The sequence below is a fragment of the Devosia sp. YIM 151766 genome, assembly GCF_030285925.1.
In the GTDB taxonomy this organism is placed as follows: domain Bacteria; phylum Pseudomonadota; class Alphaproteobacteria; order Rhizobiales; family Devosiaceae; genus Devosia.
This window is the reverse complement of the sequence record NZ_CP127251.1, coordinates 2,486,349-2,503,829: the sequence shown is the minus strand read 5'-3', so window position 1 is coordinate 2,503,829 and position 17,481 is coordinate 2,486,349. Positions and strand designations below refer to the sequence as shown.

At 62.1% G+C, this 17,481-nt stretch carries 16 protein-coding genes; 11 read left to right on the top strand and 5 right to left on the bottom strand.

The window, feature by feature from the left end; all coding sequences use genetic code 11:
- Window positions 1–168: 168 nt before the first annotated feature.
- The 6 genes from O9Z70_RS12325 to O9Z70_RS12300 all read left to right on the top strand — a co-directional run bounded on the left by O9Z70_RS12325 (window position 169) and on the right by O9Z70_RS12300 (window position 5,513).
- Complete coding sequence (locus O9Z70_RS12325) at window positions 169–1,158, top strand: C4-dicarboxylate TRAP transporter substrate-binding protein (RefSeq protein ID WP_286019747.1); 990 nt, start codon at window positions 169–171, stop codon at window positions 1,156–1,158.
- A 23-nt stretch (window positions 1,159–1,181) separates the two neighbouring features.
- Window positions 1,182–1,670 carry a TRAP transporter small permease gene (locus O9Z70_RS12320; RefSeq protein WP_286019746.1) on the top strand — a complete coding sequence of 163 codons (489 nt, stop codon included), beginning with the start codon at window positions 1,182–1,184 and terminating at the stop codon, window positions 1,668–1,670.
- 8 nt (window positions 1,671–1,678) lie between these two features.
- Window positions 1,679–2,959, top strand: coding sequence for a TRAP transporter large permease (locus O9Z70_RS12315; RefSeq protein WP_286019745.1), 1,281 nt, complete (start codon window positions 1,679–1,681; stop codon window positions 2,957–2,959).
- A gap of 91 nt (window positions 2,960–3,050) precedes the next feature.
- Window positions 3,051–3,734 (top strand): GntR family transcriptional regulator, encoded by a 684-nt coding sequence (locus O9Z70_RS12310; RefSeq protein WP_286019744.1) that lies wholly within the window; start codon window positions 3,051–3,053, stop codon window positions 3,732–3,734.
- The gene (locus O9Z70_RS12305) at window positions 3,731–4,459 is read left to right on the top strand and encodes an SDR family oxidoreductase (RefSeq protein ID WP_286019743.1); all 729 of its coding nucleotides are present in this window, start codon (window positions 3,731–3,733) and stop codon (window positions 4,457–4,459) included. The genes O9Z70_RS12310 and O9Z70_RS12305 overlap by 4 nt, the downstream gene beginning before the upstream one ends.
- A gap of 7 nt (window positions 4,460–4,466) precedes the next feature.
- The gene (locus O9Z70_RS12300; protein ID WP_286019742.1) at window positions 4,467–5,513 is read left to right on the top strand and encodes an Ldh family oxidoreductase; all 1,047 of its coding nucleotides are present in this window, start codon (window positions 4,467–4,469) and stop codon (window positions 5,511–5,513) included.
- Between the two features lie 52 nt (window positions 5,514–5,565).
- Here O9Z70_RS12300 and O9Z70_RS12295 read toward each other — a convergent pair whose 3' ends face one another.
- The 3 genes from O9Z70_RS12295 to O9Z70_RS12285 are packed head-to-tail and all read right to left on the bottom strand — an operon-like array spanning window position 5,566 to window position 8,533.
- Window positions 5,566–6,210, bottom strand: a complete 645-nt coding sequence (locus O9Z70_RS12295) for a response regulator (RefSeq protein WP_286019741.1) — start codon at window positions 6,208–6,210, stop codon at window positions 5,566–5,568.
- Window positions 6,207–8,021 (bottom strand): sensor histidine kinase, encoded by a 1,815-nt coding sequence (locus tag O9Z70_RS12290; protein ID WP_286019740.1) that lies wholly within the window; start codon window positions 8,019–8,021, stop codon window positions 6,207–6,209. The genes O9Z70_RS12295 and O9Z70_RS12290 overlap by 4 nt, the downstream gene beginning before the upstream one ends.
- Window positions 8,018–8,533 carry a putative pterin-binding protein gene (locus tag O9Z70_RS12285; protein WP_286019739.1) on the bottom strand — a complete coding sequence of 172 codons (516 nt, stop codon included), beginning with the start codon at window positions 8,531–8,533 and terminating at the stop codon, window positions 8,018–8,020. The genes O9Z70_RS12290 and O9Z70_RS12285 overlap by 4 nt, the downstream gene beginning before the upstream one ends.
- A gap of 196 nt (window positions 8,534–8,729) precedes the next feature.
- Between O9Z70_RS12285 and O9Z70_RS12280 the strand changes: the two genes are divergently transcribed.
- From O9Z70_RS12280 to O9Z70_RS12265, 4 genes are all read left to right on the top strand, one after another.
- Window positions 8,730–9,704: a hypothetical protein gene (locus tag O9Z70_RS12280; RefSeq protein WP_286019738.1), complete on the top strand. Its 975-nt coding sequence runs from the start codon at window positions 8,730–8,732 to the stop codon at window positions 9,702–9,704.
- Between the two features lie 23 nt (window positions 9,705–9,727).
- The gene (locus O9Z70_RS12275; RefSeq protein ID WP_286019737.1) at window positions 9,728–11,758 is read left to right on the top strand and encodes a vWA domain-containing protein; all 2,031 of its coding nucleotides are present in this window, start codon (window positions 9,728–9,730) and stop codon (window positions 11,756–11,758) included.
- Between the two features lie 41 nt (window positions 11,759–11,799).
- Window positions 11,800–12,588 (top strand): SH3 domain-containing protein, encoded by a 789-nt coding sequence (locus tag O9Z70_RS12270; RefSeq protein WP_286019736.1) that lies wholly within the window; start codon window positions 11,800–11,802, stop codon window positions 12,586–12,588.
- A gap of 87 nt (window positions 12,589–12,675) precedes the next feature.
- Window positions 12,676–13,137, top strand: a complete 462-nt coding sequence (locus tag O9Z70_RS12265; RefSeq protein ID WP_286019735.1) for a pseudoazurin — start codon at window positions 12,676–12,678, stop codon at window positions 13,135–13,137.
- A 564-nt stretch (window positions 13,138–13,701) separates the two neighbouring features.
- Here O9Z70_RS12265 and O9Z70_RS12260 read toward each other — a convergent pair.
- Both O9Z70_RS12260 and O9Z70_RS12255 read right to left on the bottom strand, forming a co-directional pair.
- Window positions 13,702–14,028 carry a DUF983 domain-containing protein gene (locus tag O9Z70_RS12260; RefSeq protein WP_286019734.1) on the bottom strand — a complete coding sequence of 109 codons (327 nt, stop codon included), beginning with the start codon at window positions 14,026–14,028 and terminating at the stop codon, window positions 13,702–13,704.
- Window positions 14,029–14,145: 117 nt separating this feature from the next.
- Window positions 14,146–15,534, bottom strand: a complete 1,389-nt coding sequence (locus O9Z70_RS12255; RefSeq protein ID WP_286019733.1) for an NAD(P)H-dependent flavin oxidoreductase — start codon at window positions 15,532–15,534, stop codon at window positions 14,146–14,148.
- Window positions 15,535–15,948: 414 nt separating this feature from the next.
- On the opposite strand from O9Z70_RS12255, the gene O9Z70_RS12250 reads away from it, so the two are divergent.
- Entirely contained in the window at window positions 15,949–17,457 is a 1,509-nt protein-coding gene (locus O9Z70_RS12250) for a catalase (protein ID WP_286019732.1), read from the top strand.
- The last annotated feature ends 24 nt before the right edge of the window (window positions 17,458–17,481 follow it).

Here is a 17,481-nt window from a genome sequence, read left to right as displayed (position 1 = left end):
CTGATATGCAACTATGCAAGATCACCCGAGCCTGATCCATGGGACTCGCAAAACAAGGCCGTCTCCAAGCGGCCGAAGCGGGATTCTGCGGTGAAGGAGGAGGACGAAATCCTTCAAATATCTGTTCTGCGGCTGCCTTCGCGTGGTCCAAACTTTTGGGAGTTACCAATGGCGCTCAACAAGCGTATCGCCGCCCTTCTGGGCGCAACCGGGCTTGCACTGCTTGCAGCCGCTCCAACGACGGCGCAGGAATTCGTGCTGCGCTTCAACCACGTCCATACCCCGACCGAGGCCTATCACGAGGCGTTCGAGAACTGGGCCGAGCGGGTGGCGGAACGCACCAATGGCGGCCTCAAGATCGAGGTGTTCCATTCGGGCCAGCTGGGCGTCGAGGAAGACATCATCGAGCAGCTCCGCATGGGCGCCAGCTTCGGCCTCAATACCGACGCGGCTCGCCTGGGCAATTACGTGCCCGAGATCGCGGTGCTGAACGGTCCTTATCTGGTGGAATCGTTCGACGAAGCCTTCCAGCTTGCCGAACTGCCATCGGTCCAGGGCTGGATCGACGAATTGGCGAATGATCATGGCCTGCAGGTCGTATGTTTCGACTTCTCCCAAGGCCTGCGCCACGTCTTTACCAACCAGCCGATCACCAATCCGGAAGAGCTTTCGGGCCTGCGCATCCGCACTCCGCCCGCGCCGATCTGGCAGGAAGCCACCCGTGCCCTGGGCGCCGCCCCGACGGCCATGGCTTTTGGTGAGATCTATCCGGGCCTGCAGCAGCGCGCCGTGGACGGCGCCGAAGTCACCTATGCCAATATCCGCCCCAACAATCTTCAGGAAGTGCTCAGCCACGTCTCCGAGACCGGCCACATCCTCCTGATGAATTTCGAGGTGGTGTCCGCCTCCTGGTTCCAGTCGCTTCCGGCCGATTACCAGACGGCGCTGGTCGAAGAGTGCCGCGTTGCCGGCCAGGAAGTGACCGCCGTGCTCGAGGGCCAGGCCGAAACCGAAAAGGCCGCGCTGGTGGAAGCCGGTCTGATCGTCACCGACAATGTCGATATCGAAGCCTTCCGCGCCAAGAGCATCGAAGCCTATGAGGCGCTCGGCCTCGTAGAGGTTCGCGACGCTCTCTACAAAGAACTGCGCGGCGAATAATCCAAACCGGCGAGGGCCTTACCATGCAAGCAATCTATCGTTCCCTCCTGCGGCTGGAAGTGGTTCTCGCCGGTTTATGTCTGGTCGCCATGATCATCATGGTGCTGTTGGGCGGGGTGGCGCGCATGCTGCACCATCCCCTCAACTGGACGATCGACCTGGCAACCTGCTTCATCGCCTGGGCCGTTTTCCTGTGCGCCGACATTGCCTGGCGCACCAATACGCTGATGTCGCTGGATCTGTTTACCGAAATGATGTCGGAAAGGGCGCGGCGTATCCTCGATACCATCAACCTGCTGATCATCTCGGCCTTTCTGGCCTATGGCGTCTGGTACGGCATCCAGCTGGCATGGGCCAGCCGTTCCCGTACCTTTAACGGCATTCCGAATGTCTCCTATTCCTGGGTCACCAGCTCGATTGCCGTTGGCTGCGGGCTGATGCTGATCACCACCCTTCTCAAACTTCGCAAGCAGCGCATCGACCGTGCCGCTCCGACTGCATCCCTGAGCTGAGCCCCGCCATGTTGCTCGTATCCCTGGCCTTTGCCGTCCTTCTCGTCATCGGCATGCCCGTCGCCTTCGCCATCGGCATTTCCGGCATGCTGTTCTTCTTCCAGCATCCCGAATTGCCGATATCCATCCCGCTGCAGGTGACGGTATCGTCGACGCAGAACTTTTCGCTGCTGGCGGTGCCCCTCTTTATCGTCGCGGGCAATCTGATGAACCGCTCGGGCATCACCGAGGGCCTGCTCAACCTGGCCTCGGTGCTGACGGGCCGCCTGCGCGGCGGGCTGGCTCAGGTGTCGATCGCCCTGTCGGCCCTGATGGGTGGCGTGTCCGGTTCGGCTATCGCCGATGCCGCGATGCAGTCGCGCATCCTCGGCGACCAGATGATCAAGCGCGGCATGACCAAGGGCTTCACCGCCGCGGTCCTGTCCTTCACCTCGCTCCTGACCCCGATCATTCCGCCCGGCATCGGCATGATCCTGTTCGGCACTATCGGCTCGGTCTCGATCGGCCGCCTGTTCGCGGCCGGTATCGTGCCGGCGCTGATCCTGGGCGTGGCGATGAGCTTCACCGTCTGGGTCACCGCCACCAGGCGCGGCTATCCGCCCGAGCGGACCACGGCGCCCACCATGTCCGAAACGGTCAAGGCGTTCGGCGGCGGCATCTGGGCGCTGATGTTCCCGATCTTCCTGCTGCTCGGGCTGCGCATGGGGGTATTCACCCCGTCCGAAATCGGTGCCTTTGCCGTGGTCTATGCTCTGTTCATCGGTTTCCTGGTCTATCGCCAGCTGACGGTGAAGAGCTTCCTTGAGGCGCTCGAAACCAGCCTCGGCGACGTGGGCGCGGTGATGTTCCTGATCAGCCTGTCGGCCATTTTCGGCTATGGCATCGTCTTCGATCGTCTGCCCGAGCTGATGGCGGGCGGCCTCTCCGGTATCACCGATAATGTGCAATTGGTGATGGTGCTGATCGTGCTGCTGGTGGTGTTCCTGGGCTTCTTCATCGACGCGACCGTGCTGATCATCATGATGACGCCGATCGTTCTGCCGGTGGTGACCAAGCTTGGCGGCGACCCCGTCCATTTCGGCGTGGTCTTCATCATCTCGGCAACCCTGGGCAATTTCACGCCCCCGGTCGGCGCGGCAATGTATACCGTCTGCTCGATCCTGAAAGTCTCGGTAAAGGACTATATCCGCGAAGGCTGGCCGCTGCTGCTGGCAATCGTGGTGGTGACGATGCTGCTGATCTTCATGCCGCAAGTCGTCCTTTTTGTTCCCAATCTGATTTTCGGCTAACGGGTTAGTCTTGCATCTTGGAATCGGATCGTGGTGCGATCGTGCCACGATCCGGCACAATTGCCGAATTGCCAGCGGTTTGGGAGGTGGAATGAAACTGACTCGACCGAAGTCACTGAAGGAAATGGTTGTCGACGAACTGCGCGAACGCATCATCGATGACCGGCTGAACCTGGGCGCATCGCTGTCGGAGAATACGCTGGCAGCCGATATGGGCCTGTCCAAGACCCCGGTGCGCGAAGCGCTGCAGCAATTGCAACTCGAAGGCCTCGTGGAGGTGATGGCGCAAAAGGGCACGTTCGTGGTGCGCATCGGCGCCGAAGACGTGTTGCAGATCAGCGAATTGCGCAAAGTGCTCGAACTGGCCGCCATCCAATTGGCGATCGAGCGCAATCACGAGGCTCTGGTCGACATCATGTCGGAGATCATGGTGGGTATGCAATTGGCATATGACACCAAGGATATGGTGTCCTATCAGAAGCTCGATGGGCAGTACCATCAGGCCTTTATCGACCTGTGCGGCAACAAATATCTGCGCGATGCCTATAGCCAGATCGCGGCGCGAACCCAGGCTTTGCGTTCGCGCTTGTCCCGTCTCACCGAACTCAATTCCCGCTCGATCGTCCAGCATCACAAAGTGCTTGGCGCCATACGAACAAAAGATATCCCGGCACTGCTCAAGGAACTGGAACTGCATATCGAGGAGACCAAAGTGGCCTATCTCGAAGTGCTGGAACACGGCGCCATGAGCGAGAGGGAGACGGAGACCCCATGACCAGACTGCGCCTTGAAGGCAAAACCGCCATTATCACCGGCGCCGGCGCTGGTATCGGCCGCGCCATCGCATTGGCCTTCGCCGCCGAGGGCGCGAAGGTGATAGCGACCAGCCGCTCGCCATTTACGCTGCCGGCTCCGATCGAGACGCACAGCCTCGATGTCGGCGATCATCACGCCATCGCCGCCTTTGCGGGCAGCGTGGGGGCTGTCGATATTCTGGTCAATGTCGCCGGTTATGTGCATGCCGGAACCATCCTCGATTGCGACGAGGATGATTGGGCCCGCTCTTTCGACATCAATGTCAGCGCCTGTTTCCGCCTCGCCAAGGCGCTGCTGCCCGGCATGCTCGAGCGGGGCAGCGGTAATATCATCAATGTCGGCTCGATTGCCGGCGCCATAAAGGGTACGCCCAACCGCTTCGCCTATGGCGCGAGCAAGGCGGCGCTTCTGGGTCTGACCAAGGGCCTGGCGGCCGATTTCGCCGATCGCGGCATTCGCGCCAATCTCATTGCTCCAGGGACCACGGAGAGTCCGTCACTCGATCAGCGGGCGCGGGATACCGGCGATTATGAAGCCGCCCGCGCCGCCTTTGTCGCCCGCCAGCCCTTGGGGCGGCTCGGGCGTCCGGAAGAGATCGCGGCTCTGGCCGTGCATCTTGCCTCCGATGAATCAGCCTACACCACCGGCGCCGTTTATGTCGCCGATGGTGGCGCAACCATGTGAGTAGACTATGCAGAGCGACAATCAGATCCTGGTCCCCGCCGAAGAACTCGAAAAGCGGGTGCTCGCAGAACTGACCAAGGCCGGGGCCAGCCAGGCCTCCGCCGATGCCGCCACGCGCGCGCTGATGCATGCATCGATGGTCGGCGTGGACAGCCATGGGGTTCGGCTCACCGAGCATTATTGCAAGATGATGGTTGGCGGCCGCCTCAACAAAAATCCGGAACTTCGCGTACGCCGTACCGCGGCGGGCAGCGCCATGGTGCATGGCGATGACGGGCTGGGGCATTACGCGGCCTACAAAGCGGTGGAAACCGGGATCGAGATCGCCCGTGAAAGCGGGATCGCCGGCGTGGGCATCGAGCACTCGTCGCATCTGGGAGCCGCCGGAGCCTATGCCATTGCCGGCGCCGAGCAGGGCTTTGTCACTTTTGCCACCACCAATACCGATGCCATGGTGGCGCTGTTCGATGGCGCCCAGCGCTTTCACGGCACCAATCCATTGGCGTTTGCCGCGCCGGTGCCCAATAGCCGCCCCTGGCTCCTCGACATGGCGACTTCGTCCATTCCCATGAACCGCGTGCTGCTGCACCGCTCGCTCGAAGCCGAATTGCCGCCCGGGGTGGCGGCGGATGCCGAGGGTCGCCCAACCAGCGATCCGCATCAGGCGGAAATGCTGCTGCCGCTGGGCGGAGAGGAATATGGCTATAAGGGCGCGGGACTGGCGGGGGTTGCAACCTTGTTCTCCGCGCTGCTGACCGGGACGACGCTCGACCCGGATTTCATTCCCATGTACGACGCCGACAATATTCGCGAGCCGCGCAATATGGGTCATTTCGTCATCGTCATCGATCCCAACAAGTTTGTCGGCGCACAATTGTTCGGCCAGGCCATCGGCAGCTATTTGGCCTCGTTGCGCGGCGCGCCGGTCCGCCCCGGCGGGGGGACGGTCATGGCGCCGGGCGACCGGGAATGGGCCGAAGCGGAGCGCCGTTCGCTGACAGGCGTCCCCATCGATCCCGATACGGCGCGGTTCCTGAAATTCTCTCCGGCTTGATGGTGTGCCTTTGCCGGTAGGCGGGCCCGCAAGCTTACCGGCTGCCCCGTTCTCAGGGAATTTGCACCTGGAGCAGCAGCGAGACCAGCTCGGCCTGGCGGCGAGTTCCGGTCTTGTAGAAAATATTGCGCATATGGAAGGCGACGGTGGTGCGCGATACGCTGAAGTCGATAGCGATTTGCGCCAAGGGCCTGCCTTGCGTGAGCGCTTTGGCTACGCGCGCCTCGGTGGGCGTCAGCCCGAAAGCAGCGGATAGGGCGGCGGCGTCAATGCCGGCGCTCTTTAAAGGCTTTGCCGAGCGGATGCGCGCGATCTGGCGCAGACGGGCCTGAACGGTGGCCAGCAGGAGATCGTAATCGATCGGCTTGACCAGATAATCGTCGGCCCCGAGACGCTTGCCCTGGACGATTTCGCGCGGATCGCCGAGCGCCGAAAGGAACACGAACGGAATGTCGGCATGGTCCGGCCCGCTGGCCTGAACGGCTTTCAATATCTCATAGCCGTTGAGACCGGGCATGGAGATGTCGCATAGGATCAGGTCGGGACGGGCCGTGCGCATCAGTTCGAGCGCCTGCCCGCCATCGCGTGCTTCAATCACTTCGTAGCCGGCCTCGATCAGCTCATCGGCAATGTCGCGGCGCAAATCATCCTCATCCTCCACGCAAAGCACGATGGGGCGATCCGGCAAGCAGGTCATGCCGGCTCTGACAGCAGCGCGGCGGCGGAACTATCCTTGGCGAGCGCTTGTGCATGCGGAAGGGACAGGGTGAAGGTTACCTGCTCGTCATCGCCGGCCTCAAGTCGGACATCGCCGCTCTGCATCCGTGCCAACGTTCTGGCCATGTATAAGCCGATGCCGATCCCCGGATGGCCCTCGGCATTGCTGCCGCGGAAATAACGCTCGAACAGGGCGTCGCGCTCGGCAGGGCAGGCGATGCAGCCGATATTGCTGATCGCGCATTCGACGCCGTCGCCTGCTATCGAGACCGCGACGCGGATCGGCGTGTCGGCGGGCGAATATTTCACGGCATTGGAGAGCAGGTTGACCAGAATGTTCTCGGCATGGACGGGATCGCAATAGGCGATGGCGGCCTCTCCGTCATTAAGCTCGATGGCGATCCGCTTTTCCGGCGTCTGTTCGGTCTGCCGGGTACAGAGGTCGGCGGCGAGTTGGCCGAGGTCGCAGAATTGCGCGCGAATTTCGATCTGGCCGGTATCAAGGCGCGCCGCGTCGAGCGTACTTTCCACCAGCCTGATCAGGCGGGAGATCGCCTGGCGGGCCCGGCCGCCCCGTTCCAGAACTTCGGCAGGCGACAGCCTGTCGCTGCGCCGCATCAGCCGTTGCAGGGCGGAATCGACAATTGCCAGGGGCGTACGGAATTGGTGTGAGATCATCGTGCCGAAATTACGGTAGAGCTCCGCCGTCGCCCGTTCGCGGGTGAGGGCGGCGTCGAGTTCCTGGGTGCGGGCCTGCACCAGATGCTCCAGATGATCGCGGTGTCTGGCAATTTCCCTTTGTGCCGCCCGCCGCTCGGTTACATCGGAGATCAGCAGGATCGAGCCGATGATCCGCTCGTCATCGCGTAACGAGAAACAGCGCAGATCGACATAAAGCGGCTCGGCCTGTCCGGCTGGAAAGAAGGGCTGGTCGAGCAGGACAGCATGCTGTCCTCCAAAGGCATCGCCGATGGCCTGCCGAAGCCGGTCGATCTGGAAAAAGCCGGCGACGTCATCCAGGGTGCGGCCGATCGTTCTGGTCGCGGGCAGGCCGAACAGACGCTCCGCAGCTTCGTTCCAGACCGTGCAACGGCGATCGAGGTCCACCGCCACGATGCCTTCGCCGCTGGAGCCGATGAGCAACTCGGAGAACGCCTTTTCCTTGTCGAGAAGCCGCGTGCGTCGCCGCGCGTCGCGGATCGCCATGAGGAAATGGGCGCAGAGAGCCGCGCCCGCCAGGGATATGCCGATCAGCGAGACGATGATCTGCCAGAGCTGTGCGCGGGATGTATCGAGCTTGGTGCCGAGATCGTCCCATTCGGCAATCATCGCCTTGTTGGCCGCCTGGCCGAGCATCTCGTTATAGGGGACGAGCAGGGTCCGGACACGATGGAGGTCGTCCGGTTCGGGGGATGCCACCAGGGCGCTGAGTTCCGGAAGGTTGCGGCGAAAGCCATCCAGCGCCTCGCCGAAGCCGAGGCTCTCCATCTGGCGGCGCTGCGGGCCGTCATCGAGCAGTGCCAGCCGGCTCAGGAACACGTTGTAGCGCAATTCCAGTGCGGATCGGTCGGTGTCGTCCGGCTGCCGCCTGGCGGCTGCCGCCTCGCCGAGTTGCAGGCTCGCGACATGCGCGCGCGAGATCACCCAAAGCATGTTCTGGGTGGCCTCGATACGCATATCCCGTTCGATGTCGGAAAGACGCATCAGCGAAAATGCCAGGAGCACGACGAATATGACGATGGTCAGCGCCGGCAATATGACGCCCAGCAATGCGCGCGCGGACCGGCTCACCTGACGTCGAGCCGCCGCAATTGCCACACCCAGCGATAGTCGTATCGGATGTCCTGAAGTTCAGCGTGCTGGTCGCGCGGATAGACGATCCATAAGGGCCCTTTGTCGTTGGGCAGCAGTAATTCGTCATCCATCCGGTAGGCGACGAGAACATCGAAGCGATCGAATTCCTCGGCTTCGAACTCTATGACGTAATCGTTGAGCGCACTGGCGATCACCGTCGAGCCCTCTGCTCCGACCAGTTTGAGCAGATCACGCATCAAGAAGCCATCGAACCGGTGCACCCCATCGGTGACGGCCGTTTTCGTCTCCATGCGGATAACGGGCAGGGTTTCGAGCATGTTCAGGTCGAAATGGGCGGCATCAGCTGTATTGACGTTCGAAATTCTGCCGTGCACCTCGAGCACCGGCGGATCTTGCGGCGGCGGCAGTGCTGTGGTTTTGTGCTCCTGTGCCGTGGCCGGACAGATAAGCAGCATAGCCGCCAGCGCGGATAAGAAGAAACGCTGCAAAAGTCTCATCCTCCCGCAGAACAGCCCCATTGCTGTTTGACGCCAATAGCGGATTGTTTTTGTTTTACCTGGCGGCTGCGCGTAGCTGGTTTCTTATAGCGCAGTTTTCCTGCACGTCCCCCCTTCAAACGAACGGGGCGCTTTTACTCATGCTCCGCTAGGCTGCGCGAATCCTGTCTGATGGGTGGAGGAATATATGTGGGATTTCAGCATTGGCAGCGCACTGGGCATGATGGCACGGACCACGCCCTTCATCGTGTTGCGGATGGCGGTCTATTTCGGCATCGCTCTGGGCTACATCCTCGTGACGGGGACCGGCGCCGGCATCGGCTATGGCGTTGGTGGCTTCGGTGATGACGGATTCCAGGCCAGTTCGACCTTTTGGGGCGGAGCCATCGGCTTCGGTGTTTTCGGCGCCGTCATGTATTGGGCCCGCGAATATATCCTTTATGTGGTCAAGGCCGGGCATATCGCCGTCCTGGTCGAATTGATCGACGGCAAACCCATGCCGGAGGGGAAATCCCAGATCACCTATGCCGCTTCGGTCGTGCAGCAGCGTTTCGCACAGGCCAGCGTTCTCTTCGCCATCGACCAGTTGATCAAAGGCGTGATCGGGGCGATTACCGGATTGATGCGCGGCGTTCTGTCGGTCCTGCCCTTGCCCGGCGTGCAGCAGCTCGCCGGTATCCTGAATGCTTTCCTGAAAGTCGCGGTCGGCTTTATCGATGAAGTCATTCTGGCCCACGCCATCCGCACCGGAGCGACCAATCCCTGGACGTCCGCCAAGGAAGCGCTGGTGCTCTACGGTCAGAACTACAAGGTGATGCTCAAGAATGCCGCCTGGCTGGCGGTGATCGTCTATGTGCTGAGCTTTGTGGTGTTCCTGGTCATGCTGGCTCCGGCGGCGCTGGTGGTTTATCTGATGCCCGGCGCGTGGGCTGCCGGCGGCCTGGTCTTCGCCCTGCTGTTCGCCTGGAGCGTCAAGGCGGCGCTGCTGGAGCCCTTCGCCATTACCTGCCTGATGCAGGTCTATTTCAAGACGATCGAAGGCCAGAGCCCCAACCCGGAATGGGAAGCGCGGCTGGAGCAGATGTCGGGTAAATTCCGCAAGCTGAAGGCCCGCGCTACGGGCGCGTCCGAGGTGGAAACCGGCGGTCTGCGCCCGGCATGACGCATCTTGCGGTACAGGAGACGATGATGAAGGTTTTTCAGGCAGTTCTGGTCGCGACCATGGCGGTCATCATGCCCGGCGCGGCGACTTTGGCGGCCGACGATGTGGTGATCGTCTATGATGCGTCCGGCTCGATGTGGGGCCAGATCGATGGCGTCAGCAAGATCGAGATCGCCCGCGAGGTGATGGCCGACCTGGTGAACGGCTGGTCGGACGAAACCAATCTCGGCCTCGTTGCCTATGGCCATCGTTCGGAAGGCGATTGCCGCGATATCGAAACCCTGATCGAGCCGGGGCCGCTGGATCGGGCGAGTTTCATCGGCATGGTCAATGCCATCCGCCCCAAGGGCAAGACCCCGATTTCCGCCTCGGTCCAGCACGCCGCGGACCTGCTCTCCTATCGCGACAATCCCGCCACGGTGGTGCTGATTTCGGATGGGGTGGAGACCTGCCAGGCAGATACCTGCGCGCTGGCCGAGCAATTGGCCCGGCAGGGCGTGAACTTCACCGCCCATGTGGTCGGCTTCGACCTTGAGGACGATGCCCATGCAAGCCTCGCCTGCATCGCCGAGAATACCGGCGGCGTCTTTGTCCCGGCCCAGAACGCCAGCGAGCTGAAAGATGCGCTGGCCCATGTGCAAAATGTCATGGACCTGCAACCGATCACGCCGGAGCAAGCCGAGCCGGAGCCAGAGCCGGAGCCGCAGGTTGAGGCGGAAATCGAACTTACAGCACCGGCTAGTGTTACGACCGGCGCAAGCTTTTCGGTGTCCTGGTCCGCTTCCATCCATCCGGAGGATTATGTCACCATCGTCCCGGCCGGTGCCGACGCGGGCGCTTATACCAATTACCAGCGGGTGCGCAGCGATACCGAGAATCGGCTGACCGCGCCGGCCGATCCCGGTCTCTACGAAGTACGCTATGTGCTGCGCGAAGGCGGGCGCACCTTGGCTTCCGCGCCGGTGGAAGTGGTCGAGGCCGAGATCGGCATTGCCGCACCCGAACAGGTGACGACCGGCGCGAGCTTTTCGGTGTCCTGGTCCGCCTCTGTTCATCCGGAGGATTATGTCACCATCGTCCCCGCCGGTGCCGACGCGGGCGCTTATACCAATTACCAGCGGGTGCGCGGCGATACCGAGAACCGGCTGACCGCGCCGGCCGATCCCGGTCTCTACGAAGCGCGTTATGTGCTGCGCGAAGGCGGGCGCACCTTGGCTTCCGCGCCGGTGGAAGTGGTCGAGGCTGAGATCGGCATTGCCGCACCCGAACAGGTGACGACCGGCGCGAGCTTTTCGGTGTCCTGGTCCGCCTCCATCCATCCGGAGGATTATGTCACCATCGTCCCGGCCGGTGCCGATGAGGGCGCTTATACCAATTACCAGCGGGTACGTGGCGATACCGAGAACCGGCTGACCGCGCCGTCCGAGCCCGGTCTCTACGAAGCGCGTTATGTGCTGCGCGAAGGCGGGCGGACGCTGGCTTCCACGCCGGTGGAAGTGGTCGAGGCCGATGTGACCATCAGCGCCCCCGAAATGGTGCGCGCGGGCACCGGCCTGCGGGTCAACTGGTCGGTGTCGATCCATCCGGAAGACTATATCACCATTGTCCCTGCCGGCGCCGACCAGGGAAGTTATGCCGACTATATCCGGGTCCGGGACAAATTGCAGGGCGACCTCAAGGCACCGGGAGAGCCCGGCCTATATGAAATCCGCTACGTGCTGCGTGAAGGCGCGCGCACGCTGGCCAGCCAGGATCTGGAGGTGGTGGAAGCGGACGCGCCGCTGGATGAGGGGGCCGGCCTCAGCGCACCGGCGCAATCCAGCGCCGGCGGGACGATTACCGTTTCCTGGACGGGCGGGGCTGACAGCGCCGACCAGCGTATTTCGCTGGCCCGCGCCGATCAGGCCGATTTCAGCTGGATCGTCGCCCACAAGGTGGCAACGGAGAAAACGTTGGAGCTGAAAATGCCGGACGAGCCCGGTCGTTATGAAGTGCGCTATCTTGATGTTAGTGGCCGCAGCGTTCTGGGCCGTGCGATTGTGGAGGTGAAGTGATTATGGGGAGCAATAATCAATGGCCGAACCGGGCAAGGGCGATGATCGTCAGCTGCGCTCTCGTCCTGCTCACGTCGTCGGCTCATGCCGAGATCGACGGCCATGGACCGGATGCCTGGCGAGTGACCGGGGTATCGGCCGGCGATGTTCTCAACGCGCGCATGGGTCCCGGAACCACTTATCCGGTCATCGAGACCTTTGCTCCCAATGAGCGCAACATGCAGCAGATCACCTGCGTCCCCTTCTACACGGCGGCTCATTATATCGCGATGACGCAGGCCCAACTCGACGCCCTGCCGCCACGCTGGTGCCTGATGCGCAATGCATCGATGAGCAAGGCCGGCTGGGTGGCGCAGCGCTATATAACGCCTGAAGGCGAAGCGACCGATATCGCTCCGAACGCCACCTCGGCGCAGCCCGAGCGCGATCCTTACGCCGCAGCCGCCGATATCGATCCGGTTGCCCAGGCTCAGGATCTGGTGCGCGAAATCTACGAGCGTCAGTTCCAGTCCGAGAGCGGCGGCCTGCCCAGCGCATTTGAGCCGTCGGTGGCGCGCAATTACTTCACCGACGATATTGTGGCCTGGCTTGCCTCCGGCAATGTCGGTGCCCATCCGCTCTATGGCGCGCAGGATTTCGATGGCGTCATCGGAGAGCCGATGCCCGATCCCGATCAGCCCATGTTCCGCGGCATGATCACCATCAATGTGGATTTTACCAATTTCGGCCAGCGGCAACGCGCGGTCTATTTCCTGCGCGCCGACACGACCAAGCAGAATAGTCCGCTGCGCATCTTCCGCGTCGAGCATGAGGGCTGGTCCTATCCATAGGCGGAGCGGCTGCGCCATAAGCGCGCGCCTGGTGAACCATCCCCAGGCTACCTCGTTAGGCTCGAACCAACATCGAGGAGTTCCCCTATGAAGAAGGAATTTTTTGCAGCGTCTCTTGGCGCGGCGGCCCTGCTCATGAGTTCATCGGTCATGGCCGAGGATCATCAGGTTCAGATGCTGAACAAGGATTCCACCGGCCGGACCATGCAATTCGAGCCGGCCTTTATCAAAATCGCCCCCGGCGACACGATTACCTTCGTGCCAACGGACAAGACGCATAATTCGGAAGCGCTTCCAGGACTGATCCCGGAAAATGCCGAGGCCTGGAAGGGCAAGATCAATCAGGAAATCACCGTCAGTTTCGATGAGGCCGGTTTCTATGCCTATAAATGTACACCGCATCTGGCCATGGGCATGGTCGGCCTAGTGCAGGTCGGCGAACCCATGGAGGACCTTGACAGCGCCGCAGTGGAAAAACTGCCGAATAAGGCGAGGGAACGTCTGACCGAACTGGTCGCGGAAGCCGAAAGCGCCAGCGAAGCGCCATAGAATAACGGCCCGCCTAGGCGGGCCTTTTTCTATTCGCTTCTCTCGGTAGGGAAATGTGGGGCGAGCGCAGGCAGGCCAGCGCTCCAGCCCCGGCGGCGCCGTCATTTCTGGCAGACGCCGCGCCGCATTATCGGCATTCTGCCATGAAAGGCCATGAGACCTTTGGTCCTACCGGATTATGGCGCGAGCCAGTAGCCGGGTAAGGGATCGGCCTGCCTTGCCTGCCCGCCTGGCGGAGGCGGAAGCGGTTGGCGTGGCTCCGGAGTGGAGGTCACCAGACACCATGGGCAGCGGATAGCGGCGCGTGGCCACGTTCCTGCGCATGACCGGCATTGCCTCGGGGCAGACATACAATCCTCCTTGCTGGCGTTATACCGCGAGCGTTCATGTGTTGATTTGGGCAGGCAGGCCCAGACCAGGACCTTGCTTTCGATGTCGTGCCGATTGGCGAATCTTCAAGTGCGACCAAACGCCCGGATCGGGGTATGGCCGTGGTAAATCATGGCAGCGAGGTGCTGATGGCCGACAAGCAGGCAGGCCTGAAAGCGGGCAAGACCGGCTGGGTCAGCGGTCCTGTTCGTCGCTCCAGCCATTGGCCCACATCAGCCCGATCAGCCCGCCCTTGGCGCTGGGCAAGATAAGAAGCGGCACTATCACCGAGAGCGGCACCAGCACATAGAGATAAATGAGCGGGTTGCTATGGCCGCCGAGTTCCATCCCCAACATCACAAACCCGATGATGTTGACGATCACCGTGATGACCACCAGCGGCAAGAAGAGGCCGACCCGGTAATAGGCGAGGGGTTCGTGGCAGGCCGGACATTGGTCCACCTGCTCGATATAATGGTGAAACAGCCAGGCTTTGCCGCAGCGCGGGCACTTGCACTTCATGCCGCGCCAGATTGCTGGCCACATCCGCTTGGTGGCGCTGTTTGTGTCTTGGTCTGTCATCCGTATTGTACCGCGTGTCGAGCTGCAATGCGCAGACACAACGATTGTTCCTCTCTGTTATCCAGTCTGCGGATCCGCCTGCAGCTCTTCTGCCAGGGCCAGCAATATCGATCGCCGACGCCCCTCGGCCAGTTGCGGCAGCAGGGTGTGCAGGTGCTGTCGCAACAGGGCAGGGAGGGCATGGGGCGCGCTATCGGCGAGATCAGGGATTGTGGCGCCCGGATCGATGAAATCACGCAATATCGATATGTAACGGGCGTAGAATAGGCCGTTCTTGGTGAAAGGCGGCTGCTCAGCGCTCTCGCCCATGCCGGCGAGCGAAGCTGCCAGGCCGGCACGAAGCAGATGGACCAAGGCCGTTGTCTCAGCGGCCGCGGCCGGCTCTTCCAGCAGCCCCATATAAGTGTTGCTCACCTCGTCGGCATAGCAGACCGGTGAAGCTCGTTCGATGGAGTCCGGGGAGGCCGGCAGGGTCAGGAGCGCTTCCGCCTCCTCCAGAATATCGTCTATGACTGTCCCTGCCGGCTTTATTTCGGTGATGCTGCCGACGCCGGTGCCCGCATAAAGCGCCATGGAAGCGAAATCGCCGGTCATCGTGCGCAGCGGGGAATCGGTGCTGAAGAGGTAAATGGGTCGCCCTTCCTCCTCTCCGATCGGCCGCTCGGCGCCAGCTCCCGGATTGTCGATCCGGCCCGCGGTGACGGCGCTGCGCAAGACGCGCACCATGGCCCCTGGCGGCCAGTTTATGTGGAAGATGTCGGTGAGCAGGGTGTCGGCGGCGGTCGCCGCCAGCAATCGCTGTTGGTGAAAGGAATGGGCAAAGGATTCCGTCGTGGCGATCAAGGCCGTTCCAAGAACGATGCCCGCCGCCCCCAGGGCTCGGGCAATGACCAGATCGGCGCCGCTGGCCAGCCCGCCGGCAGCCAGGACCGGAATGTCGACTTTTTTTACTATGGCTGGCAGCAGGCGGCGCAGTGGCGTGGCGCCACGGACATGGCCGCCGGCCTCCTGTCCCTGGGCGATGATGATCTGCGACCCCGCCCGTTCGGCCATCAGCGCCTCGTCAACCGAGCCGACCTGATAGACAACGACAATGCCGGCGTCGCGCAAGCGGCGGATGACGGCTCGATCGATCTCCCAGAACAGGCAGACTGCCGGCACCTCAAGGTCGATAATGGCGTCGAGCTGTCGCGCGAGCAGATCGCTGTCGGTGGCGCCGGGAATGATGTTGACCCCGAAGCGCCGATGCCCTCCCTGGCGCAGCGCCTCGACTTCCCGGCCTATCAGGCTGACAGGCTCGCGCACCATGCCGAGGAAACCGAAGCCCCCGGCATTGGTGACCGCCGCCACCAATTCCGACCGCGCCACGCCGCCCATTCCCGCCGATATTATCGGGTGACGACAGCCGAGCAGCGTTTCGAGGGTATTGCGTATCTGATCTTTCATCGGCGGGCCGCCAGGCGTTCGCGCATCATTGGGATCGCAGGGGGCGGATTCAGCCGTTCATCCGGCTAGAACTCTTTGTTCAGCAAAAGCGGCCAATCGGTTCCGCGCCCGCTTCGATCACGATCAGTCTTGCGCGAAAAGGGCCGGGGAGCAAGGGCATAGGGCCGCCTGCGTCGGAGTGTCATCTTCGCCTAAAATGCGGCCCCGCTTTCGTTTTCCCCATTTGACGCGAGCGCGCAATAATCCGATCATAGTCGCCGTCATCGCAAGTTCAGGCGGCGAGTGCTATTGGTCCTGCCGGATTCGCGTTTCCGCGAAACGGTGGCTAAGACACGTCGCCAAACCGCTCCCCACCAGTTCGACCCAAGGCTCAAACTGGCCCCATTGCCTCATCCAGACCTGTCAGGAGATTTCATGTCAGATCAAAGCAATTCCAAAAACTTTCATTCCGGTGCTTCGACCACCGGTGCCGGCGCTCCGGCCCCGAGCGACCGGAATTCGCTGACCATCGGTGCCGATGGTCCGATCGTGCTGCACGATGTGCATTTCCTCGAGCAGATGGCGCATTTCAATCGCGAGAAGGTTCCCGAGCGCCAGCCGCATGCCAAGGGCGCCGGCGCTTTCGGCGTGTTCGAAACCACCGAGGACGTCTCGGCCTATACCAAGGCGGCTCTGTTCCAGAAGGGCGCCTCCACCGAGATGCTGGCGCGCTTCTCCACCGTGGCCGGCGAAATGGGCAGCCCCGATACCTGGCGCGACGTGCGCGGCTTCTCGCTCAAATTCTATACCAGCGAGGGCAATTACGACCTCGTGGGCAATAATACGCCGATCTTCTTCGTGCGCGATCCGATGAAGTTTCCCCACTTCATCCGCAGCCAGAAGCGGCTTCCGGATTCCGGCCTGCGCGACAATCACATGCAATGGGATTTCTGGACCAATAATCCGGAAAGCGCGCATCAGGTGACCTATCTGATGGGCATACGCGGCCTGCCGCGGACCTGGCGCCACATGAACGGCTATGGCTCGCACACCTATATGTGGGTCAATGACCAGGGCGAGAAATTCTGGGTCAAATATCACTTCCATACCGAGCAGGGCATGGAATTCTTCAGCAATGCGGAAGCCTCGACCATGGCCGGCGCCGATGCCGATTTCCACCGCCGCGATCTGTTCGACGCCATCGAGCGCGGCGAACATCCGAGCTGGATCCTGTCGGTGCAGGTCATGCCCTATGAGGAGGCCAAGACCTATCGGATCAACCCGTTCGACCTGACCAAGACCTGGCCGCATGCCGATTATCCGCTGATCAGGGTCGGCAAGATGATGCTGAACCGCAATCCGGAGAACTTCTTCGCTCAGATCGAGCAGGCGGCGTTCTCGCCCGGCAATACTGTGCCCGGCATCGGGCTGTCGCCGGACAAGATGCTGCTGGGCCGCGCCTTCGCCTATAATGACGCGCAGCGCAACCGCATCGGCACCAATTTCCATCAATTGCCGGTCAACCAGCCGAAAGTGCCGGTGAACACCTATATGTTCGACGGCCATATGGCCTATCATCATTCGGGCAATGCGCCGGTCTATGCACCCAATAGCCATGACCGCCAATGGGCCGACGATACCGGACCGGTGGCGGAAGGCTGGGAGGCCGATGGTCAGATGGTGCGCAGCGCCTATACGCTGCGCAGCGACGACGACGATTTCGGCCAGCCGGGCATTCTCGTGCGCGACGTGTTCGACGACGCGCAGCGCGCCGCCCTGGTGGACACGGTGGCGGGCAGCCTGCTTGGCGGCGTCCGCGAGCCGGTTCTGGGCAGGGCCATCCAATATTGGAAGAATGTCGATGGCGATATCGGTCAGCGCATCGAGGACAAGGTGCGCTCGGGCACGGCTCCGCGGCCGGCCGAAGGCATGGGCGAAGGCTGAACGGCCTGACGGATTGTCGCAATC

Bases quoted from the DNA above. Each gene is read 5' to 3' on its own strand.
- O9Z70_RS12255 (WP_286019733.1), bottom strand. From the start codon at position 15,534: ATGAAAGATCAGATACGCAATACCCTCGAAACGCTGCTCGGCTGTCGT.
- O9Z70_RS12310 (WP_286019744.1), top strand. From the start codon at position 3,051: ATGAAACTGACTCGACCGAAGTCACTGAAGGAAATGGTTGTCGACGAA.
- O9Z70_RS12300 (WP_286019742.1), top strand. From the start codon at position 4,467: ATGCAGAGCGACAATCAGATCCTGGTCCCCGCCGAAGAACTCGAAAAG.
- O9Z70_RS12260 (WP_286019734.1), bottom strand. From the start codon at position 14,028: ATGAAGTGCAAGTGCCCGCGCTGCGGCAAAGCCTGGCTGTTTCACCAT.
- O9Z70_RS12265 (WP_286019735.1), top strand. From the start codon at position 12,676: ATGAAGAAGGAATTTTTTGCAGCGTCTCTTGGCGCGGCGGCCCTGCTC.
- O9Z70_RS12295 (WP_286019741.1), bottom strand. From the start codon at position 6,210: ATGACCTGCTTGCCGGATCGCCCCATCGTGCTTTGCGTGGAGGATGAG.
- O9Z70_RS12280 (WP_286019738.1), top strand. From the start codon at position 8,730: ATGTGGGATTTCAGCATTGGCAGCGCACTGGGCATGATGGCACGGACC.
- O9Z70_RS12270 (WP_286019736.1), top strand. From the start codon at position 11,800: ATGATCGTCAGCTGCGCTCTCGTCCTGCTCACGTCGTCGGCTCATGCC.
- O9Z70_RS12325 (WP_286019747.1), top strand. From the start codon at position 169: ATGGCGCTCAACAAGCGTATCGCCGCCCTTCTGGGCGCAACCGGGCTT.
- O9Z70_RS12305 (WP_286019743.1), top strand. From the start codon at position 3,731: ATGACCAGACTGCGCCTTGAAGGCAAAACCGCCATTATCACCGGCGCC.
- O9Z70_RS12250 (WP_286019732.1), top strand. From the start codon at position 15,949: ATGTCAGATCAAAGCAATTCCAAAAACTTTCATTCCGGTGCTTCGACC.
- O9Z70_RS12275 (WP_286019737.1), top strand. From the start codon at position 9,728: ATGATGAAGGTTTTTCAGGCAGTTCTGGTCGCGACCATGGCGGTCATC.
- O9Z70_RS12315 (WP_286019745.1), top strand. From the start codon at position 1,679: ATGTTGCTCGTATCCCTGGCCTTTGCCGTCCTTCTCGTCATCGGCATG.
- O9Z70_RS12320 (WP_286019746.1), top strand. From the start codon at position 1,182: ATGCAAGCAATCTATCGTTCCCTCCTGCGGCTGGAAGTGGTTCTCGCC.